At 37.1% G+C, this 24,877-nt stretch carries 23 protein-coding genes; 15 read left to right on the plus strand and 8 right to left on the minus strand.

Going from position 1 to position 24,877, the window contains the following annotated elements:
- Positions 1 to 227: 227 nt before the first annotated feature.
- The 3 genes from lpdA to O0955_RS01635 form a co-directional block, all read right to left on the minus strand.
- Positions 228 to 1,634, minus strand: a complete 1,407-nt coding sequence (lpdA, locus tag O0955_RS01625; protein ID WP_269425781.1) for a dihydrolipoyl dehydrogenase — start codon at positions 1,632 to 1,634, stop codon at positions 228 to 230.
- Positions 1,635 to 1,764: 130 nt separating this feature from the next.
- The gene (locus tag O0955_RS01630; RefSeq protein ID WP_269425782.1) at positions 1,765 to 2,928 is read right to left on the minus strand and encodes an esterase-like activity of phytase family protein; all 1,164 of its coding nucleotides are present in this window, start codon (positions 2,926 to 2,928) and stop codon (positions 1,765 to 1,767) included.
- Positions 2,929 to 3,064: 136 nt separating this feature from the next.
- On the minus strand, positions 3,065 to 3,928 hold the full coding sequence (locus tag O0955_RS01635; protein ID WP_269425783.1) for a DUF6515 family protein: 864 nt from the start codon (positions 3,926 to 3,928) through the stop codon (positions 3,065 to 3,067).
- A gap of 211 nt (positions 3,929 to 4,139) precedes the next feature.
- Here O0955_RS01635 and O0955_RS01640 point away from each other — a divergent pair, with 211 nt between their 5' ends.
- From O0955_RS01640 to O0955_RS01660, 5 genes are all read left to right on the plus strand, one after another.
- Positions 4,140 to 6,008, plus strand: coding sequence for a CocE/NonD family hydrolase (locus O0955_RS01640; RefSeq protein WP_428982388.1), 1,869 nt, complete (start codon positions 4,140 to 4,142; stop codon positions 6,006 to 6,008).
- 5 nt (positions 6,009 to 6,013) lie between these two features.
- Entirely contained in the window at positions 6,014 to 7,885 is a 1,872-nt protein-coding gene (locus O0955_RS01645; RefSeq protein WP_269425784.1) for a CocE/NonD family hydrolase, read from the plus strand.
- A gap of 2 nt (positions 7,886 to 7,887) precedes the next feature.
- Positions 7,888 to 9,543: a M1 family metallopeptidase gene (locus O0955_RS01650; RefSeq protein WP_269425785.1), complete on the plus strand. Its 1,656-nt coding sequence runs from the start codon at positions 7,888 to 7,890 to the stop codon at positions 9,541 to 9,543.
- A gap of 185 nt (positions 9,544 to 9,728) precedes the next feature.
- Entirely contained in the window at positions 9,729 to 10,457 is a 729-nt protein-coding gene (locus O0955_RS01655) for a head GIN domain-containing protein (protein ID WP_269425786.1), read from the plus strand.
- A 113-nt stretch (positions 10,458 to 10,570) separates the two neighbouring features.
- Positions 10,571 to 11,017 (plus strand): DinB family protein, encoded by a 447-nt coding sequence (locus O0955_RS01660; RefSeq protein WP_269425787.1) that lies wholly within the window; start codon positions 10,571 to 10,573, stop codon positions 11,015 to 11,017.
- Between the two features lie 101 nt (positions 11,018 to 11,118).
- On the opposite strand, the gene O0955_RS01665 is transcribed toward O0955_RS01660, so the two are convergent.
- Entirely contained in the window at positions 11,119 to 12,039 is a 921-nt protein-coding gene (locus O0955_RS01665; protein ID WP_269425788.1) for a hypothetical protein, read from the minus strand.
- A 56-nt stretch (positions 12,040 to 12,095) separates the two neighbouring features.
- Positions 12,096 to 12,800 carry a DUF2490 domain-containing protein gene (locus tag O0955_RS01670; RefSeq protein ID WP_269425789.1) on the minus strand — a complete coding sequence of 235 codons (705 nt, stop codon included), beginning with the start codon at positions 12,798 to 12,800 and terminating at the stop codon, positions 12,096 to 12,098.
- 273 nt (positions 12,801 to 13,073) lie between these two features.
- Between O0955_RS01670 and fabV the strand changes: the two genes are divergently transcribed.
- From fabV to O0955_RS01695, 5 genes are all read left to right on the plus strand, one after another.
- Complete coding sequence (gene fabV / locus O0955_RS01675; RefSeq protein ID WP_269425790.1) at positions 13,074 to 14,267, plus strand: enoyl-ACP reductase FabV; 1,194 nt, start codon at positions 13,074 to 13,076, stop codon at positions 14,265 to 14,267.
- A gap of 116 nt (positions 14,268 to 14,383) precedes the next feature.
- Positions 14,384 to 14,917: a GNAT family N-acetyltransferase gene (locus tag O0955_RS01680; RefSeq protein ID WP_269425791.1), complete on the plus strand. Its 534-nt coding sequence runs from the start codon at positions 14,384 to 14,386 to the stop codon at positions 14,915 to 14,917.
- 215 nt (positions 14,918 to 15,132) lie between these two features.
- Positions 15,133 to 15,585, plus strand: coding sequence for a cold-shock protein (locus tag O0955_RS01685; protein ID WP_269425792.1), 453 nt, complete (start codon positions 15,133 to 15,135; stop codon positions 15,583 to 15,585).
- Positions 15,586 to 16,034: 449 nt separating this feature from the next.
- Positions 16,035 to 16,736, plus strand: a complete 702-nt coding sequence (locus tag O0955_RS01690; RefSeq protein ID WP_269425793.1) for an SIMPL domain-containing protein — start codon at positions 16,035 to 16,037, stop codon at positions 16,734 to 16,736.
- Between the two features lie 96 nt (positions 16,737 to 16,832).
- A complete protein-coding gene (locus O0955_RS01695; protein WP_269425794.1) occupies positions 16,833 to 17,147 on the plus strand; it encodes a hypothetical protein in 315 nt (104 codons plus the stop codon).
- A gap of 105 nt (positions 17,148 to 17,252) precedes the next feature.
- Here the strand turns inward: O0955_RS01695 and serS are convergent, their stop codons facing one another.
- A complete protein-coding gene (gene serS / locus O0955_RS01700; protein WP_269425795.1) occupies positions 17,253 to 18,524 on the minus strand; it encodes a serine--tRNA ligase in 1,272 nt (423 codons plus the stop codon).
- 109 nt (positions 18,525 to 18,633) lie between these two features.
- Here serS and rsmI point away from each other — a divergent pair, with 109 nt between their 5' ends.
- The 5 genes from rsmI to O0955_RS01725 all read left to right on the plus strand — a co-directional run bounded on the left by rsmI (position 18,634) and on the right by O0955_RS01725 (position 22,931).
- On the plus strand, positions 18,634 to 19,344 hold the full coding sequence (gene rsmI / locus O0955_RS01705) for a 16S rRNA (cytidine(1402)-2'-O)-methyltransferase (RefSeq protein WP_269425796.1): 711 nt from the start codon (positions 18,634 to 18,636) through the stop codon (positions 19,342 to 19,344).
- Positions 19,345 to 19,382: 38 nt separating this feature from the next.
- Positions 19,383 to 20,036 carry a PH domain-containing protein gene (locus O0955_RS01710; RefSeq protein ID WP_269425797.1) on the plus strand — a complete coding sequence of 218 codons (654 nt, stop codon included), beginning with the start codon at positions 19,383 to 19,385 and terminating at the stop codon, positions 20,034 to 20,036.
- A 131-nt stretch (positions 20,037 to 20,167) separates the two neighbouring features.
- Positions 20,168 to 21,784 carry an apolipoprotein N-acyltransferase gene (lnt, locus tag O0955_RS01715; RefSeq protein ID WP_269425798.1) on the plus strand — a complete coding sequence of 539 codons (1,617 nt, stop codon included), beginning with the start codon at positions 20,168 to 20,170 and terminating at the stop codon, positions 21,782 to 21,784.
- Positions 21,785 to 21,789: 5 nt separating this feature from the next.
- Entirely contained in the window at positions 21,790 to 22,311 is a 522-nt protein-coding gene (lspA, locus tag O0955_RS01720) for a signal peptidase II (RefSeq protein WP_269425799.1), read from the plus strand.
- Between the two features lie 203 nt (positions 22,312 to 22,514).
- Positions 22,515 to 22,931, plus strand: coding sequence for an OsmC family protein (locus O0955_RS01725; protein WP_269425800.1), 417 nt, complete (start codon positions 22,515 to 22,517; stop codon positions 22,929 to 22,931).
- 66 nt (positions 22,932 to 22,997) lie between these two features.
- Here the strand turns inward: O0955_RS01725 and O0955_RS01730 are convergent, their stop codons facing one another.
- Both O0955_RS01730 and O0955_RS01735 read right to left on the minus strand, forming a co-directional pair.
- Entirely contained in the window at positions 22,998 to 24,638 is a 1,641-nt protein-coding gene (locus tag O0955_RS01730) for an NAD+ synthase (protein WP_269425801.1), read from the minus strand.
- Between the two features lie 92 nt (positions 24,639 to 24,730).
- Positions 24,731 to 24,862: a hypothetical protein gene (locus O0955_RS01735; protein ID WP_269425802.1), complete on the minus strand. Its 132-nt coding sequence runs from the start codon at positions 24,860 to 24,862 to the stop codon at positions 24,731 to 24,733.
- Positions 24,863 to 24,877 lie beyond the last annotated feature (15 nt).

The following is a 24,877-nucleotide window of genomic DNA, read 5'->3' on the forward strand; positions in this document are numbered from 1 at the left end:
GAAAAGCTGAAAGCTCAGAGACACAAGCGTAAAACAAACTTACTAAACGCTAAAATTTCTCTGTAGTAGCATTAAAATTGTGTATAAAAAAAAGCCGACAATTTCTTATCAGCTTTAAGTTTTGCATGAGGGATAGGCGTGTAAATCCTTTTTTGCTTTTTCTGCAAAAAAGATTGAAATAGATAGCCCGACCCTTGCGTAGCCTGGGGCATGCCCAAATTATTATTTTAAATGTGTATTGCTCTGTTATCAGTTGCAGCTAAAGCAGCTTCTTTTAATGCCTCTGTATAAGTTGGGTGCGCATGACAGGTACGTGCGATATCTTCTGCAGATGCACGGAATTCCATTGCAATCACCGCTTCAGCAATCATATCTGCAGCTCGTGGACCAATCATATGTACACCCAAAACTTCATCTGTTTCTGCATCAGCTAAAACTTTAATGAAACCATCTGTATCCATACTTGCTTTTGCACGTCCGCTGGCTTTGAAAGGAAATGAGCCTGCTTTATATTTTTTACCTTTTTCTTTTAACTGCTCTTCGGTTTGACCAACTGAGGCAACTTCCGGCCAGGTATAAACCACACCTGGAATTAAGTTATAATTGATGTGTGGTTTTTGTCCGGCAATGGTTTCTGCAACATAAGTTCCTTCATCCTCTGCTTTGTGTGCCAGCATTGCACCGGTAATAACATCACCAATTGCATAAACGCCTTTAACAGCAGTTTCCAAATGTTCGTTCACCGGGATTTTTTTACCTCTTTCTTCAACCGTGATTCCGATTTTATCCAAACCTAAACCTTCGCTATAAGCGGTACGACCAACGGCTACTATGCAATAATCTGCATCAAAACTAACGGCTTCGCCTTTGGCATTATTTGCAGTAACGGTAACGGTTTTTCCTTTTACAGAAGCACCGGTAACTTTATGCCCCATAAAAAACTCCATGCCTAAAGATTTCTTTAATACCCGCTGAAGTTCTTTACCCAGGCCGGCATCCATTGTAGCAATAATGGAAGGTAAAAATTCGATAACCGAAACTTTTGTACCTAAACGTGCATAAACAGAACCCAGCTCTAAACCGATAACCCCACCACCAATAACAACCATGGTTTTAGGTACTTCTTTAATATTTAAAGCTTCAGTTGAGGTAATGATCCGTTTTTTATCAATTGGTAAAAATGGCAATGCTGTAGGTTTAGAACCCGTAGCAATAATTACATTTTTGGCGGTTAATGTTTCTGTAGAACCATCGGCTTTTGTAACCAGGATTGTATTTTTATCAACGAAAGAACCAACGCCTTCGAAAGAATCTATTTTATTTTTTTTAAATAAATATGTAATACCCGCAGTATTTTGAGCAACTACATCATCTTTACGGGCAATCATTTGTTTCATATCAACCTTTAAATCTTTAAGGTTAATACCATGAGTGGTAAAAGTGTGGGCTGCGTTATGGAAATGTTCAGAAGAATCTAACAATGCTTTTGATGGAATACAACCTACGTTTAAGCAAGTGCCTCCAAAAGTTTTATATTTTTCTACTACGGCAGTTTTTAAGCCTAACTGGGCACAACGGATTGCTCCTACATAACCACCAGGACCTGAACCGATAACAACGACATCGTATTGCATAATTTATGGATTTTTTTTGATGACCCAAATGTAGAGAAAAAAGGTTAAACGTAAAAGGCAGAACATGCTATGCAAAAGACATAAAGCCGTAAAATTATGCTATCCTTACTGCTTCTGTTTACCTAAGTGTTTATGGCATTACTTCGAACAAAAAGAATTGCCCTCTCTCCGTTTTGGCAAAATTATCGTCTACCATAAAAATCAGGGTATTATGCCCATTAGGTAATTTTGGCCCAAATGTTACGCCTTCAAAATTATCGATGTACCGGTTTAAAGTATCAAAATCGAAAAGTAATTTCTTTTTTAAGGGTTTTGGTGGGTTCTGAATAAAAGAAGGATTATTGATTTCGTTCTCTGCATCGTTTAAATCAACCAGAAAAAGTTTAATAAAAGTATGATCATCGTTCCCTTTTGCCCAGGCCCGTTCCATAACCAGTAAGGTATGATCATTAACGGCCAGAATTTCTGATATGCCATTTACATTCCAATCCATATCAACCGTAGGTTTAACGGGCAATGCACCTAAATTATAAGCATATTGAGCAGTATTCTTTTTACTTTTGGCATCAAACTTCAAAATCCGGGTCAATGCCTTATCATATTCAAAAGCAGCCTTTGGTCCATCTTCATACCTGGGCTCTTCTAAGCTGGCATAAATGGTTTTATAATGATCGGCATAAGTTGTGCCCTCAAAAAGTGCATTTTTTCTTACGCCGTTTTCAGTTTTTGTAAATTGAAATCCGGCAGGCAATGGGATCGTATCAACAAATTTGCCCTCTAAAGTAATGTTGGTTAAAGTGGGTTGAACAATTATGGTATCACTACCTTTAAATAAACGTTCGCCCTCACTGCTCCACAATAATTGTTTGGTTAATGGATTGTAGCGAACCGATTCTCCATCGGCTTTTACCTTTTTGGTAGTACCCAGTTTAGGGTATTGCTCGCCATTTTCCTGCTGCATGTAAGTAACTCCGGTAAACTTTACCGTGTCGATTTTATTGTTGCTGATATCAATTTTTGCGGTATAAATCCTCGCCGTGCCAAACTGCGAAGGGTCATCGCTAATGATAAAGTATTGATTGTTTTCAGCATCGTAATCTATACCGGATAAACCACCAACAAGGGTATAGTTATAGGAAGAACGGTTTGGAAGTACATATTCACTTAAAAATTTGATAGACGAAATGGTTGTTTCCTTTTCGTGCTGATTAGATACCAGCCTTTGAGAAGAGCAGCCGCAGAATAAAGTAAAACTTAAAAGTAAAAAAGAGAGTTTAGCTGTAATTTGTTTCATTCTATGCTGGTGTATTGTAGAATGTAAAAGTATAGAAATTGATTAAATAAGCCTATAAAAAAGCCACAGAACCACAAAGCATACAGAGCAACTGTAAAACCTGCGTTTCTGTGGCAGAAAAATTAATTATAAATTATTAAAACAGTTTACCAATAACCCGGTAACTTGTTTTATTTCCATCTATCACTTCTTCGTAGTAAACATCATCAGGAGAAACCAGGTATTTCTCATTTTTAATGGTTACTTCTCTGCAACCTTCGGGCAACTGGTCAATAATATCACCTATTTGATAGTTTGGTGCAGCACTGTCGCTACCTGTATTTAAAACTCCATCTTTACCCGCTACAATATAAACGGCTTTACCATCGGCATTAGTGCTTTGAGTATAATAAACACCTTTATATTCATAGTAATTTTGTCCGTTAATGGTAACCTGCTGTGCATCAGAAGGCAAATTAGGCACTTCTGCACCCACCGGCGGAACCACTACTTCGTAATTATCATTATTTTGCTGATAAAACAAACCTCCTGAATAATAATACTGACTTGGTCCAAACCAAAACGGATAATAACCAAATGGCAATACATTAATACGGAAACCTAAAAATGGGCGGTAATAATTGTAATAACTATAATATGGGCGGTAACTGTAGTTTGACCTGTAACCATAACCTGGCCTGTAACCATAGCCTGGTCTGTACCCCGAACGATAACCCGAACGGCCTGAAACATATCCCGGGCTTGATGGTCTTACTGAACCATATCCAGGTCTGTAACTGCTTACACCAGGTGCTCTTGAAACTCTGCTGCCTGTTGAAGCCTGCATAGAAGGCTGTCTGGAAAATGAACCGCCCCTTGACGGACTTGCAGAACTTATTCTGCCTCCACCCGATCCTCCACTCCTGCTTGCCCGCTGTGCGGAAGCATCATCTACATTTAGTGCAGTTATCATCGCTGCTATAGCAATAACCGCTAATCCTTTATTAATTAAACTCTTCATTTTCTGTGCGTTTAAATGATTTTCTAGTAAGACGATGAAAGTGACCAAAAGATTATCTCATCATATAAATTTAACTAAATTCTGATATAGAAATGACGAATTGCAGCTATTAAAAATTATTATCTTTTGCTAACAAACCTTTTACCTGATGTTTTTTTCCTAATCAATCCTTATCTCTATCTTTAAATTTTATTCCTCAAAACCATTTTAAATGAACTTTACTAAATTTTACAGCCTTTTATTTTGTTTAATGCTCTCTAGCCAGCTATTTGCTCAACAAACAGATTCGGCCTATGTTAGAGAAAATTACACTAAAATAGAGCGCCAAATTCCTATGCGTGATGGTGTAAAACTTTTCACATCCATCTATATTCCTAAAGATCAATCTAAAAAATACCCTTTCCTGATTAACCGGACACCTTATACGGTTTCCCCTTACGGAGAAGACAAATACAAGACCAGTTTAGGTAATTTCCCGGCTATGATGCGTGAAGGTTTTATTTTTGTTTATCAGGACGTTAGAGGAAGATGGATGAGCGAGGGTACATTTGAAGACATAAGACCTCAAACCACCAAAAAAGGCAAAAAAGATATCGATGAGAGTACAGATACTTACGATACCATTGACTGGCTGGTTAAAAACGTAAAAAATAACAATGGCAATGCCGGTATTTACGGCATTTCTTATCCGGGTTTTTATTCGACTACCTCTTTACCAAATGCACATCCGGCTTTAAAAGCGGTGTCGCCACAGGCTCCGGTTACGGATTGGTTTATGGGAGACGATTTTCATCACCGCGGAACGTTGTTTTTAATGGATGCTTTCAGTTTTATGAGTTCTTTCGGCGTGCCCCGCCCAAAACCAATTACGCCCGATAAAGGCCCTAAAGGTTTTCAATTCCCCATTCAGGATAATTATCGTTTTTATCTGGAAGCGGGCTCTGTTAAAAACCTGAAAGAGAATTATTTTGCAGACAGTATTAAATTTTGGAATAACTTATTTAAGCATTCAAACCTGGATACCTTTTGGAAATCGCGTTTGATTCTTCCACACCTGACTAATGTTAAACCCGCAGTTATGGTTGTAGGCGGTTTCTTTGATGCAGAAGATGCATACGGAACTTTTGCGACCTATAAAGCTATTGAAAAACAAAACCCAGGTGCCAATAATATTTTAGTTGCAGGTCCATGGTTTCATGGCGGCTGGGTTAGAAGTGTGGGCAGCAGTTTTGGAGATATCCAGTTTGGACAGCCAACCAGTACACAGTATCAGGAAAATTATGAGCTACCTTTCTTCAGGCATTATTTAAAGGGAGAAGGTAATTTTGATGCAGCTGAAGCCAATATTTTTGTAACCGGAAGTAATGAATGGAAAAAATTTAAAACCTGGCCTCCGCAAGAAACAGAAACGAAAAACTTATATCTGCAACCCAACGGCAAACTTGCTTTTGAAAAAGTTGGCAGAACCGATAGCTGGGACGAATATGTAAGCGATCCTAATAACCCTGTACCTTACCAGGATGGGATTCAGGCTAAAAGGACCCGAGAGTATATGATTGATGACCAGCGTTTTGCTGCCCGCCGCCCGGACGTTAAAACTTTTCAAACCGATGCCCTGACGGAAGACATTACATTAACCGGACCTGTTTTAGCTAACCTGGTAGTGTCTACCACAGGTACAGATGCCGATTATGTGGTTAAATTAATTGATGTTTATCCTGAAGATGCCCCAAATCCCGTTCCTAATCCAAAAAACCTGATTATGGGTGGTTATCAAATGCTGGTAAGAGGCGAGATTATGCGTGGCAAATACCGCAATAGTTTTGAAAAACCTGAGCCTTTTGTTCCCGGTGCAATCACTAAAGTAAATTATCCTCTGCCGGATGTTGCCCATACCTTCAAAAAAGGACATAAAATTATGATTCAGATTCAAAACTCCTGGTTCCCACTGGCAGACAGAAATCCACAAAAGTTTATGGATATTTATCAGGCAGAAAAAGGAGATTTCCAAAAAGCAACACAAAAAATTTACCACGATACCTTTAACAGTTCTTACATTACCGTATCCGTTTTAAAATAAACCAAATGAAATACCTTAAACTTATTGTTTCCGTTTTTCTTTTCTCCTCATCTGCTGCATTTGCACAAGGTGATGCAGGTTACGCAAAAGAAAATTACACCAAGAAAGAAGTTTACATTACCATGCGTGATGGTATAAAACTTTTTACCGCAATTTATACCCCAAAAGATGCATCGGCACAGAAAAAATATCCGATGATTATGCAGCGTACCTGTTATAGCATCGCACCGTATGGTGAGAGTAAATTTCCTGCACGTTTAGGCCCTTCAGAATTAATGATGAAAGAAGGCTATATTGTGGTGATGCAGGATGTACGCGGCCGCTGGAAAAGTGAAGGCACCTGGACAAACATGACGCCAGTTATTGACAATAAAAAAGCAAAAACCGATGTTGACGAAGGTTCGGATACTTACGATACCATTGACTGGCTGGTTAAAAATGTAGCCAATAACAATGGAAAAATTGGTCAATGGGGCATTTCCTATCCAGGTTTTTATACCGCAGCAGGCATTTTAAGTAACCACCCTGCTTTAAAAGCTTCCTCTCCACAGGCGCCAATTTCTGATTTTTTCTTTGACGATTTTCACCACAACGGATCTTTCCTTCAAAGTTATTTTTTCACCTTTCCGGTATTTGGCGTTCAAAAAACTGATACCACTTCTAAAGCCTGGTACAGCAATCAAACAATTAAACCCAATACTAAAGATGGTTATCAATTTGCTTTAGATCTAGGCTCTTTAAACAATGCAGATAAATATTATAAAGATAATTTCTTCTGGCAGGAAACGGTTAATCACCCAAATTACGATGAGTTTTGGCAAAAACGCGGTTTATTAAAACACTATGGCACCATTAAACCTGCGGTAATGCTGGTAGGTGGCTGGTATGATGCTGAAGATTTGTCTGGCCCTTTAAATATTTACAAAACCATTGAAAAGAAAAACCCTGATGCCTATAACACCATCGTAATGGGGCCTTTCGGGCATGGAAGATGGAGTCGTGAAACTGGCCATACTATGCACAGCAATGTATATTTTGGCGACAGCATTGCAACTTTTTACCAGAAAAATATCGAGGCCAAATTCTTTAGCCATTTCTTAAAAGGCAATGGAGATAAAAATTCTGGTTTACCAGAAGCCTATATGTTTGATACAGGCAAAAAAGAATGGGAAACTTTTACCAAATGGCCAACAGAAAAAGCCACTAAACAAAAGTTATATCTTGCTGCTGATGGAAAATTGAGCATGACAGCACCCACCACTACCGGGTCAGTTAATTATGTGAGCGATCCGGCCAAACCCGTTCCCTACACTGAAGACATTACGACTACACTGGGTTTTACCCCTCATAACTACATGAGCGAAGATCAGCGTTTTGCTGGCCGCAGACCAGACGTTTTAGTTTATCAAACTGATGTACTAACAGAGGATGTTACTTTGGGCGGCGAAATTATGTCGCATTTAAAAATTGCCACCACCGGAACAGATGCTGATTTCGTTGTTAAGTTAATTGATGTATATCCGGGTGATGAGCCGAACAATCCGTATATGCCGAACAAAAACATCACTTTGAGTAATTACTGGCAAATGGTCCGTTCAGAAATTATGCCTGCACGTTTCAGAAATAGTTTTGAGAAACCAGAAGCTTTGGTTGCCAATCAAAAAACGGATGTGAATTTCCGTTTGCAGGATGTATTGCATACTTTTAAAAAAGGACACAGAATTATGATTCAGGTTCAGAGTACAGCTTTCCCTTTATTTGCCCGTAATCCGCAAAAATTTGTAGATAATCCTTATAAAGCTGCAGAAGCTGACTATATAAAGGCTACACAAACCATTTTTAATGATAGTTTTGTTGAAGTAGATATTATTAAATAAAAATGAAGAAACTCTTATTTTTACTTGCCCTGGGTTTGGGCATCTCTTCTGTTCAGGCACAAATGCTGGGTAAAGATCAGCCTAATGCCCGTGCAGATAGTTTGCGTGGAACTTTAACACCGCTACGCAGCTGTTACGATATTAATTATTACCACCTGGATATTAAAATAGATATTGATCAGAAATTGATCAGTGGCAGCAATGAATTTGCCTTTACCGCCACGCAGGATTTCAAAAAATTACAGTTTGACCTTTTCGCAAACCTTAAGGTAGAAAAAGTTGTTTATCAAGGTGCGGAATTAACTTTCACGAGAGAGTTTAACGCCGTATTTGTGACTTTCCCAAAAACCATTAAAAAAGGCAGTAAAGAAAAGTTTACTGTATTTTACTCGGGCAACCCGGTTATTGCGAAAAGACCACCCTGGGATGGTGGTTTTATCTTTAAAAAGGATGCAGATGGTAATCCATGGGTTTCAGTAGCCTGTCAGGGTTTTGGCGCCAGCTGCTGGTGGCCGAACAAAGACCATCAAAGTGATGAAGTAGACAGCGTTTTAATCAGCATCAGTGTACCAAAAGGCTTGCAGGATATTTCTAACGGAAGATTAAGAAGCACAGTAGAAAAACCAGATGGTTATACCCAATACAACTGGTTTGTAAGCAACCCGATTAACAATTATAGTGTAACTTTTTATGTTGGCAAATATGCACACTGGCAAGATAGTTATGCAGGCGAAAATGGCAATTTAAGCATCGATTACTGGTCCTTAAAAGCCGATAGCGCTAAAGCCCGCCCGCACTGGGATGCCGATGTAAAACCAATGTTAAAATGTTTTGAATACTGGTTTGGCCCTTATCCTTTTTATAAAGACGGGTATAAACTGGTGCAGGCACCACATTTGGGCATGGAGCATCAAAGTGCTGTTGCCTACGGGAATCAGTTTAAACAAGGTTATTTAGGTCGCGATTTAAGCGGTACCGGGCATGGCTTAAAATGGGATTTTATTACGGTTCATGAAAGTGGCCACGAATGGTTTGGAAACAATATTACTTCAAAAGATATTGCCGATATGTGGGTTCACGAAGGTTTCACTAATTACTCTGAAGTTTTATTTACAGAATGTACAGAAAACAAAACTGCCGGAAATGAATATGCTGTTGGTTTACAAAAAATCATTTCAAATGATATTCCTGTAATTGGCCCCTACGGTGTAAATAAAGAAGGCTCAGGAGATATGTATCCAAAAGGCGCCAATTTAATACATACCATTCGCCAGTTAATGAATAATGATGAAAAGTTCAGACAATTGCTTAGAGGATTGAATAAAACTTTTTACCACAAAACCGTAACCACTGCAGAAATTGAAAACTATATTGCTAAACAAAGCGGCTTAAAACTGGATAAAGTTTTTGATCAGTATTTACGCCATACCCAAATTCCGGTTTTAGAATATAAAATAAAAGCAGGCGCATTATCTTATCGCTGGCTAAGCGATGTTAAAGGTTTTGATATGCCTGTAAAAGTTACTTTAAAAAATGGAACATACGATTTAATAAAACCAACAAACGATTGGAAGACAATTAAAGTTGATGCAACCATAACCGCATCAAGCTTTAAAACTGATCCTCAATTTTACATTAAATCAAAAAATGTAGAGTAAAAATTAAGCCGTTAAAATCATCAGAAAAGTGGGAGAAAATTTAAAGTTTCTTCCACTTTTTTTATTCCGTTTAAAAGGTAAAAGATTATTTTTTCCGATGATGCAACTTTTTTGAAGTTCAATCGTCTTATAATTAAAGTTAATAACCCGCCCCAAAAACCTATTCGGGGCATAATATCTAAACCATGAAAAAATTATTCCCAATTTTATGTGCAGCTTTAATGCTTTCAGCAAGCTTCACCACAATAGCTTCACCTGTTAAAACCAACATTACTAAAATCTCCGACGATGAGCGTAATGTGAAAAATTTTAGTGGCGTTGCAGCAGGTGGTCCAATTACCGTTATTGTAAAATTAGGCAATACGGAGAGTTTAAGATTTGAAGGTGATGCCGATGCAATATCTACTTTAGTAACTGAAGTAAAAGGTTCAGTATTAATTATTCGTCCACAAACAAGCTGGACAAGCTGGTCTAAAAAATACGAAGGCAAAAAAATCATTGCTTATGTAACTGCTAAAAAAATAAGCAGTTTAACCATGAGCGGCGATGGAAGTATTTCTGTTGATGGCACAGTCAACGGTTCAGAACTAAATGCAACTTTAAGTGGTTCGGGCGAAATTAAGGTAAACGTAAATACCAATGATGTTAACGGTGTAATTAGCGGCTCAGGCAACTTAAACATCACCGGCAAAGCAGAAGAAGCCAACGTTACCATTAGTGGATCGGGCAGATTTAACGGCAAAAGCTTAACGGTTGAAGATCTTTCTACCCGCATTAGTGGCTCCGGAACGGTTAATATTCATGCAGAACGCAAAATCGACGCTGTAATTAGTGGTTCGGGCAATGTAAATTATACTGGTAATGCTGAGGTTGATAAAACTGTAGTCGGATCAGGAAGAGTTCGTAAAAACTAATAAAATATAAACAAATTAATCATTAGCGCTTGTGGTTTCACTGCAAGCGCTTTTTTTATGTTGATTTTTCAAAATTTGATTAACGATTACCATAAAAGCATTAATTTGCATATATGCTAACGGAAGCATTAAAATCACTGTTTAACAGAGACCTGAATAAGCTCAAATTTGAAATAGAATCTTATAAAACGGAACCAAATCTGTGGGTAATTGATAAAAGCATCCTAAATCCAGCCGGAAATCTCTGTCTGCATTTGGTTGGCAACCTGAACACTTACATTGGTGCAATACTTGGAAATACAGGTTATATCCGAAACCGGGAATTAGAGTTTTCCTTAAAAAATATTCCAAAGGCAGAACTTGTACAGAAAATCGAGGAAACCATTTCAGTTGTAAATAAAACACTTAAAGGTTTAAGCGACGAAGACCTTGCGGCTGAATATCCACTGTTGGTTTTCGAAGAAAAAACGTCTTCAGAATTTTTTCTTGTTCATTTAACTACGCATTTAGCTTATCATTTAGGGCAGATTAATTACCACAGACGTTTGCTGGACATATAAGAAGAGAGCGGTTTTTCCATAAACCCACCATGGTGACAAGCATCATTTATGGAATAATTCACCGGATACAACAGGAATGTTGTTCCGGTGAGCTTATGATTTTAAAACTGAACGCCTATTGCGAAAAAGTTTTCGATGTAATTAATTTTCTGACTCGCTTTATCCGAATCATCATGACCTGTAGTGTGCACTGTTTTTAAATTAGTAGCACCCAGCTTAGTCGTATTTTGGAAATAAACATGTTTCCATGGGTAGAACTTTAAACCCGCTTCAACAGAAAAGCCATAACCGGCCACATTCCAGTTATTGTTTCGGCCAAGCTGAAATAATCTTACGTCAGAACGTGGTACCATCATACCAAATCCAACACCTGTTTCCAATGTTAACGATGTGTTTCCAGAAGGCGCTACCCAAATGTCATCATATCTTGCAATCTCAATATTTGCATAGTTAAAGCCATCCGTATGCTCATAAGTGAGCATACTTTCTTTAACATTTATTTTTTCGCCATTGTAATTCCCTGCCAAAGCGCCTGTCGGAACATTATCTACCGTAATGTTTGGCCCGATATGCCCAGTAATTGCTACGGTTTGAGGAATATCCATTACATATTTCATGTGGTCCCAACCAATCGATACGCTATAATTATCTTTAATAAAATAACCCACACGAATATTATATTGAGGGACAGAAATAAGTGACGGATTTAAATAACTCCAGTCTAATTTCGATTGCCTGTCATGCGCAACTACATCTTTTAAAGTGAAGTCGTAATTTGGTCCCGTAAATCTGATATCACTTTTGTCATACCAGGAATGGTTATATCCCCAGTGGAAGAAAAAATTACCTTTACGGGAAAAATTTCTTTTATGTTCAGGGTTGAATAAGCTTTTTGAAGCCGGAGTATTTTCTGTTGAAGAAGTCTTTATTTCCTGGGCCTGCATCCGCCTGCCAAATAAGAGTGCGATAAATAAAATGGAAAATCGTTTCATTGCCGCAAATTGAGCAAAAAGCAATTTCATTTACAACACATTTAACAATTTGTATATCTCACTCTACAAAAAATGACTTTAAAACATTAAAACCTCGTATAAAGCGCAAGCTGAATTACATTATTTATTGTATTATGCTGCGCACCATGAGCGGCTTGATTTAAATACCCCACCTCGACATCTACCTTTTTAGAAAAACGATAACCTGTGGCCAGATACAACCTGTTCTGATCAAAAAAGCTATTATTTATCTGATCCTTATTTTGAATGTTTAAGAAAACCTCATTCTGTAAGGCTACAAAGGGCCCTTTTGTAAAAGTTGGCTGTGATTTTTGTAAAGGCTGTATCAGTCTGAAAAAATAACGGAACCGCTGGGCAAAAACATCTTCGCCGGTTCTTTCTATAAAACGCTGCTCCACCCTAACCCTGTGGCTGGCAAAAATTGATTTTAATTTATGGGTATAAATGTATTGCTCAAAAATCCGGTGTTCATTTAAGGTTGTGTTTTCTAAACCATCTACCCTGTTTTGCGTGGTTTGCCACAAATATCCTAAGGTAACATTATGTTTATCGTTGATAAAATAAGTAAGTCCGGGCCTTACCAGCGTGTTGCGTAAATAATCCCAATGATCGGCAGAACGCAATTGCAAATCGAATTGCAAACCCCAATGTTTGTTAAACCTGGTATTGTTAAGGTACATAAACCAGCCTGTATTTTGATATTGCGTTTGCGCAGACAATTTGCCCAATGCTAAAAACAGCATTATAGCACTAAAAAGTACTTTTCTCATGATTAGATTAATTCCGGTTAAATCTGTGTGCCGCTAAAATAATATAAATTGAATAACCAGGCAATTAACACGGCATTAATTCACCAGCCCGATTTCCATTCCACATGGATATTAGTGTTTTAAACATGCTAAAACCTGTAATATTTAAATTTCATTTAGCCATAAACAATTAAAAATTTATCTTCGTTAAAGATTTGGCTATTTTAAGGGTTTAAAATCCGTAGGATTTGCCTTAATTTTTAAAAATTACAAACATAAAAATCAAATAATAAGATGATTATTGAACCAAGAATGAGGGGCTTTATCTGTTTAACTTCGCATCCTGATGGTTGCGCACAAAACGTAAAGAACCAAATTGAGTATGTAAAATCTAAAGGTGCAATTAACGGCCCTAAAAAAGTATTGGTAATTGGTGCGTCAACCGGTTTTGGTTTAGCATCAAGAATTACCGCTGCTTTCGGTTCTGATGCAGCTACTATTGGTGTTTTCTTCGAAAAAGCGCCTTCTGAAGGTAAAACAGCATCACCTGGATGGTACAATAGTGCTGCTTTCGAAAAAGAAGCACATGCTGCTGGTTTATATGCAAAAAGCATTAATGGAGATGCTTTCTCAAAAGAAATTAAAGAAAAAACCCTGGCATTAATTAAAACTGATTTAGGTCAGGTTGATTTAATCATTTATAGCTTAGCCTCACCGGTTAGGAAACACCCGGATACAGAATTTCTGCACCGCTCAGTGTTAAAACCTATTGGTGCCCCATTCAGCAATAAAACAGTAGATTTCCACACCGGAAACGTTTCTACAGTTACCATTGAGCCGGCTAACGAAGAAGACATTGCCAATACAGTTGCTGTTATGGGTGGCGAAGACTGGGCCATGTGGATTGACGCTTTAAAAGCTGAAAATTTACTGGCAAATGGAGCCACAACCGTAGCTTATTCATACATCGGCCCTGCTTTAACAGAAGCTGTTTACCGCAAAGGTACAATCGGTCGTGCTAAAGACGATTTGGAAGCTACTGCATTTAAAATTGGCGATCAATTAAAAGACATTAACGGACAAGCTTACGTTTCTGTAAATAAAGCCCTGGTTACTCAGGCAAGTTCTGCAATTCCGGTTATTCCTTTATACATTTCGTTATTATACAAAGTAATGAAAGCAGAAGGCATTCACGAAGGTACGATAGAGCAAATTCAGCGCTTATATGCCGATCGTTTATATACAGGGAAGCCTATTCCTACCGATGATAAAGGCAGAATTAGAATTGACGATTGGGAAATGCGTGAAGATGTACAGGCTCAGGTGGCTAAACTTTGGGAAGAAGCAACAACTGAAACCTTACCAACTATTGGCGATTTACCAGGCTACAGATCTGATTTTTTAAGCCTGTTCGGTTTCGAAATTGATCAAGTTGACTATCAGAAAGATACTAATGAAATGGTAGAAATAGAAGGATTAGTATCTTAAAATAAACATCCGGTTGCCTGGTTGCGCTATTGCAATCATAGTAATTTGAATGTTTTTTTTCGATAAAAACATAATGGCTGGCGTTTCGTCAGCCATTTTTTTATTAATTTACCTCCATGAATTTCGAGCTACAACCCGTATTGGAAAATGAATTAATAAAAATGGTTCCCTTGAAGGAAACTGATTTTGAAGTTTTATACCAGGTTGCTTCTGATCCTTTGGTTTGGGAACAACATCCAAACAAAAACCGCTATCAAAGAGAAGTTTTCCAAAATTTTTTTAAAGGCGCTATGGAGTCTAATGGCGCTTTTCTTGTCCTGGAAAAAGCAACGGGAAATGTAGTAGGCAGCTCAAGATACTACGAGCTTGACGAAGAAAATAAATCTGTAGCGGTTGGTTATACTTTTATTGGCCGCGATTACTGGGGCAATGGCCACAATAAAGCTATGAAAAAACTCATGTTTGACCATGCTTTTCTTTTTGCAGACAAAATCATTTTACACATCGGTGCACAAAATTTTCGTTCGCAAAAAGCAACTGAAAAATTAGGAGCGATTAAGGTTGCTGAACAGGAAATTGCCTATTATGGCGAACCTACGAAATGGAATTTTATATACGAGATTAAAAAAGAAGACTGGCAAAAAAGATAAAGTCCATTTTTCTTAATGTGAAGTTCTTTAGCTTAAACCGTCATACTGTACACTTTACCTCCTGATTAAAAATTTGAATCTGCAGTTCGTCCATCAGGTTTAATTTACAGCGGTTTACATGCCCAGGAATAAAATCGTGATTGTAATTTAGTATTGTTATATTTGTACAAATCCCGGATATTTCATTCCCGGATCACAAAACAATTAAATAAAATATGGCTAAATCTCAGGCAACGTACAGTAAAAAAGAGAACGAAAAGAAAAGATTAAAAAAGAAAAACGACAAACAGGAAAAAAAAGAAGAACGTCAGGCAAATGCTAAAAAAGGCTTGAAGTTAGAAGACATGATGGCTTACGTTGATGAGAATGGTAACATTTCATCTACTCCACCAGATCCAAAGAAAAAGAAAATCATTAATACAGAAGATATCCAGATCGGTATTTCAAGACAGGAAGATATTATTGATGAAAACCCTGTTAAAAAAGGAACAGTTACGTTCTTTAATGATAGTAAAGGTTATGGCTTTATTAAAAATACTGAAACACAAGACAGTATTTTTGTACACGCTAATGGTTTAACCATGCAAATTAAAGAAGGTGATAAAGTGAGTTTCGAAGTAGAAATGGGTCAGAAAGGACCAACCGCTGTTAAGGTTGCTAAAATTTAATCTTTAAGTTTTACGCTCTGGTTTTAAGGCTAAAGCCTCAAAACGTCCAAATTATTGCAGAATATTCTGCTGCGCCAGGTTTTATAATCATTTATAATTCCGTCTATTTAAGCATAAAACCTTGCGCATAATTTTTTCTCTCAAGGGAAATTATCCATTAAAAAAACATTTACTTTTATTTATATACGGTTAAAGTTTCAGGTTTTACCTAACTTTAATTAGTGTTATTAATTAATAAATCAGGTAAGACAATATTCTTTTTAGACTGAGCGGGCATTTATAAAACAGGCAGAACTTTAAATAAAAGGAGATTTTTAATGCGATATTACTCCCTGACTATTAAGACAATACACCGGACCCGGAAAATAAAATAAAAAATAATCTGCCTTCAGTGTGGAATTGGTATGGTTTTTACATCATTAAGAAAACACACAAAGAAAATTAGTTATATGAAAAAGTTATTAATATTTGCATCAATTGCATTTTTTGGCTTAACAACTGCCATGGCTCAACAAGTAGATTTACGTAGAAAAATTAATGTTAGCGGTTCCGCTGAAACTGAGGTTACACCTGATATCATCTACATCAGCATTTCGTTAAAGGAATATTTAAAGGACGGTAACAGCAAGAAAAAAGTTGAAATTACTACTTTAGAAAATCAATTATTTACTGCCGTACAAAAAGCAGGTATTGCCAAAGAAAACTTAACAGTAAGCAATTTAAACAGCTGGAATTACGAAACTGAAAAGAAAAAGAATCCAGACTTTTTAGCAAGCAAACAATATCGTTTAAAAGTAAGCGACTTAAACAAGTTTAACGATATTATTGGTTCAATTGATCCTAAAGGAATTTCAAATACCAATATCGAAAGCTACGATTATTCTAAAATCGAAAGTTTAAAAAAGGATTTAAAGATTAAAGCTTTACTATCCGCAAAAGAAAAAGCGGCTTACATGGTTGAGGCGCTAGGAGATAAACTAGGTAGTGTAATCGAGATTCAGGATGGTGGCGACAATGTAATACAACCTGTTTACAGAAATTACACGATGAAATCGGCAATGGCTGACGGAGCTGCTGAATCTGCCCCTGAAATTGATTTTAAAAAGATTAAATTAAACTTCACTGTAAACGCAGTTTTCGAGATTAAGTAATCATCTAATATTTAATTACAATTATTTTAAAACCTACCACAACATTTTGGTAGGTTTTTTGTTATGAAATCATCAGAACACTAAATTTTAAATATTATGAAAAAATTCATTTACACTTTAGCTTTAATTTTCAGCTTAGGACTTAGTTTTAATGCTGCACAAGCTGCTGACAAACCAGCAAAAAATCCTACTGAGTTAACGGCTGAACAAACGGTTCAATTGGAAAAAATCAAAAGCCGTGTTGAAGAAATCAGAGACATGGATAAATCTAATTTAACTAAAGCAGAACGTAAAGCGTTGCGTAAAGAGTTAAGAGAGATGAAAAATCAAGCCCGTGCAATCTCCGGAGGTGTTTATCTTTCAGTTGGTGCAATTATCATCATCATTTTACTGCTTATTTTGATCCTATAATCTATTTTAGAAAACATCACATTTCTCTAATAAAAAAAGCTTCACAATTTAAATTGTGAAGCTTTTTTTATTTTGGCCCCTGAGCCAAAACGATTGAGTTGAAACTTAGTCAATCCTATCGAAACCTGTATATTTTACCAGAGCTTCCGGAATTTTAATTCCATTTTCTGTTTGGTAGTTTTCTAAAATAGAAGCTACAATACGGGGTAAAGCCAATGCACTTCCATTTAACGAATGTGCCAGTTGAGTTTTTCCGGTTGCGCCTTTAAAACGTAATTTTAAACGGTTGGTTTGATAGGTTTCAAAGTTTGAAACTGAAGACACTTCTAACCAGCGTTCCTGTGCGGCACTCCATACCTCCATGTCGTAAGTCATTGCTGAAGTAAAACCCATATCACCACCACATAAACGCAATACACGATAATGTAAACCCAGTTCTTTCAAAAGAGACTGAACATATTCACTCATCTGTTCCAGCGTTTCGTAAGATTGATCCGGATGCGTAATTTGAACAAGTTCTACCTTATCAAATTGGTGTAAGCGGTTTAAACCACGAACATGCGCACCATAAGAACCGGCCTCTCTGCGGAAACAAGGTGTATAAGCTGTATTCCTGATTGGAAGATCTTCCTCTTTTAAAATTACATCCCGATATAAATTGGTCACCGGAACTTCAGCTGTCGGAATTAAATATAAATCGTCAACAGTTGAATGATACATCTGTCCTTCTTTATCCGGCAACTGTCCTGTTCCAAAGCCTGAAGCAGCATTAACCAAATGAGGTACCTGCATTTCTTTATAACCAGCATCAACCGCATGATCTAAAAAGAAATTGATTAGGGCACGTTGTAATCTCGCTCCTTTGCCTTTATAAACCGGAAAACCTGCGCCGGTAATTTTTACACCAAGTTCAAAATCTATAATATCATATTTTGCAGCCAATTCCCAGTGTGGCAAAGCCTTTCCAGGTAATTTTGCAGGTTCACCATACGTATAAATGGTTTCATTCTCTTCTGCAGTTGATCCTTTTTTAACCAATTCTCCCGGTAAGTTAGGTAACTGAACCAGCAAATTAAACTGACTGGTTTCCAGTTCTGCTAATTTTTCAGAAAGACCTTTAATATTTTCTTTATGAGAGGTTGTTTGCGCTTTTATTGCTTCCGCTTCTTCCTTCTTACCGGTGCGCATTAAATCACCAATTTGTTTGGCAGCGGCATTTGCTTCTGCAGAGATGCTATCCAGCGAAGTTTGAGTTTGGCGGCGTTCTTCATCAATTTTGATGATTTCATCTACCAATTCTGGTTGTTTAAAATTACGTATACTTAAACGTTCTAAAACTTTCTCTCTATTTTCGCGGATATAGTTAACTTGCAGCATTATTTTAATTTTTAACAAAGATAAGATTGAATTACGAATTACGAGTTACGATTTGAGATTTTTATATGCAACTTCCAATCGTATTTCGTAAATCTAACATCTAAAATTAATGGACGGTAAACTATTTCTTGTACCAACACCAATTGGCAATTTGGAAGACATGACTTTCAGGGCTATCCGGATTTTAAAAGAATGTGATTTAATTTTGGCCGAAGATACACGTACCAGTGCACCAATGCTTAAACATTTCGGTATTGACAAAAAGGTTTTTGCGCATCATCAGCATAATGAACATAAGGCAACTTCTGAAATTATCAGGTTTTTGAATGAAGGCCAAAAGATCGCCCTAATTTCTGATGCAGGAACGCCCGCCATATCCGATCCGGGTTTTTTTCTGGTACGCGAGGCAATTAAAAATGAAATTGCCGTTGAATGTCTTCCGGGAGCAACAGCTTTTGTACCGGCGCTGGTGAATTCTGGTTTACCTGCGGATGCCTTTGTTTTTGAAGGTTTTTTGCCCGTTAAAAAAGGCAGACAAACAAAATTTAAAAAACTGACAGAAGAAGACCGCACCATTATACTTTACGAAAGTCCGCACCGTTTATTAAAAACCCTGGAAGAATTTGCTCAGTACCTGGGCGCAGACAGACAGGCATCGGTAAGCAGAGAGTTAACCAAGATGTTTGAAGAAACCGTACGCGGAACGCTTGCAGAAATAAAATCGCATTTTGAAAACAATATTTTAAAAGGAGAATTTGTAATTTGCATTGCAGGAAAGCCTGCAGGAAAAACAAAAAACAAATATGAAGATGCTGAATAAATCAGCAAACATAAAACACATCAATTTAAAAAAGAATTATGATTAGCATAGATAGATTTTTAAGTGACGAACAGGATCCAAAGGCTGTTGAAAAAGTGATTGGAAAATTAAATGACCTTTTAACAACCGGTGAGGAAATTTTATACTTAGCGGTACAAAAAAAACCAGCCGTTAACCTTGCTCCTGACAGCATTGCCATTACCAACAAACGTATTTTTTACTGTGAGCCAAGTAATTTGGGCCTGACCATGAATTTTAAAGATATTTCGTGGAAGAGTGTTAAAGAAGTTTCCTTTAAAGAAGAGTTTTTTGGTTCAAAATTTATCTGTGTTCCGCAGCATGGCGAAAACATCGTAACTGAATTTATTCCAAAAGTACAGGCGAGAAAATTACACCAGGCTGCAAACGACCAGCTGGAGCAATACAAAGAATTGTTAAGGCAACAATTATTGGAAGAAAACAGGGCTTCAGCTGCAGCCGTTAATTTAACGCCGCAGCCACAAGCCTTTGCAGATATTCCGGTAGCAGAGCCTGAGCCCGAACAACCTGTAATTCAAATTGCCGAGGTTGTAGAAGAGCCCGAAGATGAAACGACTTTAAAATTGCGCAAGCTTAAAACTTTATACGATAAACACCTGATTACGCAGGAAGAGTACGAAGCTAAGAAAGCAACTATTTTAGATAGTTTGTAAGTAATCCATTCGTCAGCCTGAGACTGGAAGCATCTCTAAACCTAGTTGCACTGCATCATTTATGTTAAAAAACAAGGTCAGTTCCTGTCGTACAGAGACTTTTATTGTCTCAGGCTAACCAGTAATCTTATATGAAATCCAAACAAACTTACCTCCTCGCCTTACTTAGTGCAATTTTACTTTGGCTGGCATGGCCACCCATGCCTTACACCACGCCATTATTGTTAATTGGTTTGGTACCCCTATTTATTGCTTTGGATGCCATTATTAAAAGTGATGTTAAAAAAACCGGCAAAAAATTATTTTTAACCGCAGGTTTAACTTTCTTAGTTTGGAATACGGCTTCAATTTATTGGGTTTACAATGCTGTAAAAGCCTACAACGGAGCAGCGGTTGCACTTCCTGTTTCTTTAATTCCTTATGGTTTAGGTGCCTTTTTAATGACTTCGGCTTTTTGGCTGTATTATCGTTTAGGCAGGTATGTTAATCAAAAGATAACGTATGCAGGTTTAATTTCTTTTTATATTGCGTTAGAATATCTGCAACAAACATGGGATTTAGCTTTCCCCTGGATGACCTTGGGTAATGGATTAGCAGGTATGCACCAACTGGCCCAATGGTATGATTATACCGGTGTTTATGGTGGTTCTTTATGGATATTAATCAGTAATATTCTGGCTTTTGAAGCTTATAAAAAATTAAAATCTCAAAGTGGGTATTTGAAATACAGACCAACTGCCATTTGGTTATTGGTGGTATTGATCCCCATCGGGATTTCTTTAACTAAATATTATAATGCCGGGCAAAAAGGAACACCTTCCAATGTTGTAGTTGTTCAGCCGAATATAGATCCGTATCAAAAGCTGGAAAATATTCCTCCCGTTGAGCAAATCAGAATTTTGACTCATCTATCCGATTCTATAGGACAAGTGAACACAGAGTACTTTATCTGGCCCGAAACCGCCATTCCGAACTATGCTGATGAAGACAGAATCAGATCAAATCCTGATTTTATTAGTCTGCAGAATTTTATAAGCAAATACAAAAACGGATCTTTAATTACCGGTATTGAAAGTGTGAGGTTTTATCCGGACAAAAAAACCATCTCCGCAAAATATGATGAACAAGGCAATAGGTATTGGGATAATTATAACTCTGCCATGCAGGTTGAAAATTCTTCCAATGTTCAGTTTTATCATAAATCCAAGCTCGTACCCGGTGCGGAGAAAATGCCCTTCCCAAAAGTTTTTTCATTCTTAGACTTTGTTTTTGCAAAACTGGGAGGAAGTGTTAGCGGATGGGGATGGCAGGATGAACCTGGTGTTTTTTATGCACAAAGTGGAATTGGTGCGGCGCCTGTAATTTGCTACGAAAGTTTGTGGGGCGATTGGATCGGGAAATCTGTTAAAAATGGCGCTCAGTTTATTGCCATTATTACCAACGATGGCTGGTGGGGCAATACATCAGGTAAAGATCAGCATGAAATGTATGCCAAATTAAGGGCTATTGAAACCCACAGAGATGTTGCCCGATCAGCCAATACAGGTATTTCATGTTTTATTAATCAGCGGGGCGATGTAGTAAAAAGAACAGCCTGGTGGACAAGAACTGCAATTAAAAATGATATTAATTTAAATGACGAAATTACTTTCTATGTAAAAAGTGGTGATGTTATTGCTAAACTATTAAGCTTTGCTGCCATTTTATTAGCCTTAATTATTCCTTACAGAAAGTGGATAAAAAAATAAAACCTATGAAGCAAAAACAAACCATGCGTTTAATTTTTTTAGCGCTTATACTGGCACTTAATATAGGTTGCGATCAGGTTTCTAAAAATATTGTCAGAAATAACATTAGCGAATATGAACACATCAGTGTAATTAAAGATCGCTTTACTTTAACTAAAGTAGAAAACAGCGGCGCCTTTTTAAGTTTGGGCGATAATATGCCTTACGTTTTCAGGCTTATTATTTTATCGGGCTTACCCATCTTATTTTTAGGCTATGGCCTTTACTTCTTGTTTACAAAGCAAAACCTGCCCAAAACCTTTCAAATTGCGTTATGCTTTTTAATTGGTGGCGGAATCGGAAATCTTTACGATCGGATTGTTCATGGTTCGGTTACGGATTTTATGCACATGGATTTTAAAATCTTCCAAACAGGTGTTTTTAATTTTGCAGATATATCCATTATGATTGGAGTTGGCACTTTGCTCTTCCAATCAATTAAAGGTAAATTTTTCAAACAAGAACCCACTTTAACAGAAACAGATTAAGGCAGCTTTTTAGAGCAATTGCTTAAACAAACGGCAAAACTCAAGAAAATTAATGTCTTTTTCATAACGATTTAATTTTTAGAATTTAGATACGCTACGTAATCAAAAGTTTATCAATTGATCATAAATAATTGTACTTACTAAACAAACATTCGATTATCTTTAATTGTTTGTTTAGCAATCATCAAAAACCCACATAGAACATGAAAAGAAATGCAACAGCCGTTTGGCAAGGATCAGGAAAAGAAGGTAAAGGTAATTTAACCACTCAAAGTACAACATTAAGCAATACACAGTATTCTTTCAACTCCCGCTTTGCAGAAGGCGTAGGTACAAACCCCGAAGAATTAGTCGCTGCAGCGCACGCAGGTTGCTTTACTATGAAACTTTCTTTTAATATAGATGAAGCAGGTTTTACTGCCGAAAAATTAGAAACTAAATGCGATATTAATTTAGATCCTGCACAAGGCGCAATTGTAGAATCTCATTTAACATTAACTGCTACCGTTCCTGGATTATCAAAAGAAAAATTTGATGAACTGGTTGCAGATGCAGAGAAAAATTGCCCGATTTCTAAATTATTGAATACTAAAATAACAGTTGATGCTACTTTAGCTTAAACAAAAGCGGAAAGACGAAAACTAATTTATCCCCTTGTTAGGATTAACTTAACAAGGGGGTTTTTATTAAATCATATATTTTCCTACAATCGGCATTCGTCTGCCCATGCCGAAAGCTTTTGGTGATACCCTCAAAATTGGTGGGGTTTGATAACGTTTAAACTCAGCGATATTAACCATTTTCAAAATTCTTGTCACCAGGGCTTCATCATAACCTGCGGCTACTATTCTGGCCGAGCCTTTTTTTAATTCGATATGCTCATAAAGGATTTTATCCAGGATGCCATAATCAGGCAGCGAATCAGAATCTTTCTGATCGGGTCTTAATTCAGCTGATGGTGGTTTAACGATGGTATTAACCGGAATAATTTCTCTTTCCTTATTGATGTATTTAGCCAATTCAAAAACCTGCGTTTTGTAAACATCACCAATTACACCAATAGCACCACACATATCGCCATATAGCGTACCATAGCCTACCGCACATTCACTTTTATTAGAAGTATTAAGCAAAATGTATCCAAATTTATTGCTCATCGCCATCAACACGGTACCGCGGATTCTGGCCTGTATGTTTTCTTCTGTCAGGTTAAAAGGCAAACCTTTAAAAGCAGGTGCCAGCATATGATCAAAAGCCTCCGCAGCTTCTTTAATTGGAATAATTTCGTGCATGCAGCCAATATTGTTGGCTAAACCTAATGCGTCTTGTACAGAGTGATCTGACGAAAATTTAGAAGGCATTAAAACAGCCATCACATTTTCTGCACCTAATGCCCGGCAAGCCAGTGCGCAAACTACAGCAGAATCTATCCCGCCAGATAAACCCAAAACAGCTTTGGTAAAACCAGATTTTTTAAAATAATCCCGGATCCCTAAAATTAAGGCATCGTGTATTTGTTCAATATCAGTAGCGCGTGGGCCTTCGGGGTATTTATTGCGCACACTTTCTACTTCTTCCAAATCAAAAACCTGAAGATCTTCTTCAAAAGATTTCATTTCGGCTTTTTTCTCTCCTTCCGCATCAAAAACTAAAGAGCCTCCATCAAAAATAATTTCGGTTTGCGCACCAATCTGGTTTACATAAAACAGCGGAAGTTTATATTTTTTGGCATTATCAGCCAAAACCCGGATGCGCTCTTCATCATGTGTATAAGAAAATGGTGAAGCCGCAATATTAATCATCACGTCAGGTTGCTCCTTAATCAGCTCGTCCATTGGGTTAGAAACATACAAAGGATTATCATTGATGTTCCAAAGATCTTCACATATGGTTAATGCAATTCTTTTTCCTTTAAAATCTATACATTTAAAACGTGTTGCAGGCTCAAAATAGCGATACTCATCAAATACATCATAAGTTGGCAAAAGTGCTTTTTTTGTAATGGCCTTTACCTTACCTCCTTCAATAAAATAAGCTGCATTAAACAAGTCTTTACCTTGCAAAACATCATTTCTAACTGGCAAACCTACAATACAGGCAATATCTGTACAATGTTTGGCAATTTCCCGGGCTGCATTTTCACAAAGCGAGATAAACTCATCAAACTCCAAAAAATCACGTGGCGGGTACCCACAAATAGCCAGTTCGGCAAACACAACTAAATCTGCGCCCTTACCTTTAGCGGCTTCTATATTGCTGATGATTTTTTGAGTATTAAACTCAAAATTGCCAATGTGATAATTAAGTTGTGCTAATGCTATTTTCATTAGAATATAATTGTTTTTAAAAGGTTATGCACCTTCATGATTTATTTCTTAGTCATTAAAAATCAGGATAGCTACATTTCAATAATAGGGTATTAAAAGAATATTCCCGGGTTTAATGCGATATAATGGTTTTTAACATTTTTGCTCTTATCTGTTACAATATTAATAAAACCATTATTTAAAGTCACACCTGCGAGAATACTCATATTTCCTATTTTTTTCATGCTTTATGTGTTTAT

The organism is Pedobacter punctiformis, assembly GCF_027213715.1.
Classification (GTDB): Bacteria; Bacteroidota; Bacteroidia; order Sphingobacteriales; family Sphingobacteriaceae; genus Pedobacter; species Pedobacter punctiformis.

What these genes read in the sequence shown, in the direction of transcription:
- lpdA (WP_269425781.1), bottom strand. Translation starts at nt 1,634, where the DNA reads ATGCAATACGATGTCGTTGTTATCGGTTCAGGTCCTGGTGGTTATGTA.
- O0955_RS01630 (WP_269425782.1), bottom strand. Translation starts at nt 2,928, where the DNA reads ATGAAACAAATTACAGCTAAACTCTCTTTTTTACTTTTAAGTTTTACT.
- O0955_RS01635 (WP_269425783.1), bottom strand. Translation starts at nt 3,928, where the DNA reads ATGAAGAGTTTAATTAATAAAGGATTAGCGGTTATTGCTATAGCAGCG.
- O0955_RS01640 (WP_428982388.1), top strand. Translation starts at nt 4,140, where the DNA reads ATGAACTTTACTAAATTTTACAGCCTTTTATTTTGTTTAATGCTCTCT.
- O0955_RS01645 (WP_269425784.1), top strand. Translation starts at nt 6,014, where the DNA reads ATGAAATACCTTAAACTTATTGTTTCCGTTTTTCTTTTCTCCTCATCT.
- O0955_RS01650 (WP_269425785.1), top strand. Translation starts at nt 7,888, where the DNA reads ATGAAGAAACTCTTATTTTTACTTGCCCTGGGTTTGGGCATCTCTTCT.
- O0955_RS01655 (WP_269425786.1), top strand. Translation starts at nt 9,729, where the DNA reads ATGAAAAAATTATTCCCAATTTTATGTGCAGCTTTAATGCTTTCAGCA.
- O0955_RS01660 (WP_269425787.1), top strand. Translation starts at nt 10,571, where the DNA reads ATGCTAACGGAAGCATTAAAATCACTGTTTAACAGAGACCTGAATAAG.
- O0955_RS01665 (WP_269425788.1), bottom strand. Translation starts at nt 12,039, where the DNA reads ATGAAATTGCTTTTTGCTCAATTTGCGGCAATGAAACGATTTTCCATT.
- O0955_RS01670 (WP_269425789.1), bottom strand. Translation starts at nt 12,800, where the DNA reads ATGAGAAAAGTACTTTTTAGTGCTATAATGCTGTTTTTAGCATTGGGC.
- fabV (WP_269425790.1), top strand. Translation starts at nt 13,074, where the DNA reads ATGATTATTGAACCAAGAATGAGGGGCTTTATCTGTTTAACTTCGCAT.
- O0955_RS01680 (WP_269425791.1), top strand. Translation starts at nt 14,384, where the DNA reads ATGAATTTCGAGCTACAACCCGTATTGGAAAATGAATTAATAAAAATG.
- O0955_RS01685 (WP_269425792.1), top strand. Translation starts at nt 15,133, where the DNA reads ATGGCTAAATCTCAGGCAACGTACAGTAAAAAAGAGAACGAAAAGAAA.
- O0955_RS01690 (WP_269425793.1), top strand. Translation starts at nt 16,035, where the DNA reads ATGAAAAAGTTATTAATATTTGCATCAATTGCATTTTTTGGCTTAACA.
- O0955_RS01695 (WP_269425794.1), top strand. Translation starts at nt 16,833, where the DNA reads ATGAAAAAATTCATTTACACTTTAGCTTTAATTTTCAGCTTAGGACTT.
- serS (WP_269425795.1), bottom strand. Translation starts at nt 18,524, where the DNA reads ATGCTGCAAGTTAACTATATCCGCGAAAATAGAGAGAAAGTTTTAGAA.
- rsmI (WP_269425796.1), top strand. Translation starts at nt 18,634, where the DNA reads ATGGACGGTAAACTATTTCTTGTACCAACACCAATTGGCAATTTGGAA.
- O0955_RS01710 (WP_269425797.1), top strand. Translation starts at nt 19,383, where the DNA reads ATGATTAGCATAGATAGATTTTTAAGTGACGAACAGGATCCAAAGGCT.
- lnt (WP_269425798.1), top strand. Translation starts at nt 20,168, where the DNA reads ATGAAATCCAAACAAACTTACCTCCTCGCCTTACTTAGTGCAATTTTA.
- lspA (WP_269425799.1), top strand. Translation starts at nt 21,790, where the DNA reads ATGAAGCAAAAACAAACCATGCGTTTAATTTTTTTAGCGCTTATACTG.
- O0955_RS01725 (WP_269425800.1), top strand. Translation starts at nt 22,515, where the DNA reads ATGAAAAGAAATGCAACAGCCGTTTGGCAAGGATCAGGAAAAGAAGGT.
- O0955_RS01730 (WP_269425801.1), bottom strand. Translation starts at nt 24,638, where the DNA reads ATGAAAATAGCATTAGCACAACTTAATTATCACATTGGCAATTTTGAG.
- O0955_RS01735 (WP_269425802.1), bottom strand. Translation starts at nt 24,862, where the DNA reads ATGAAAAAAATAGGAAATATGAGTATTCTCGCAGGTGTGACTTTAAAT.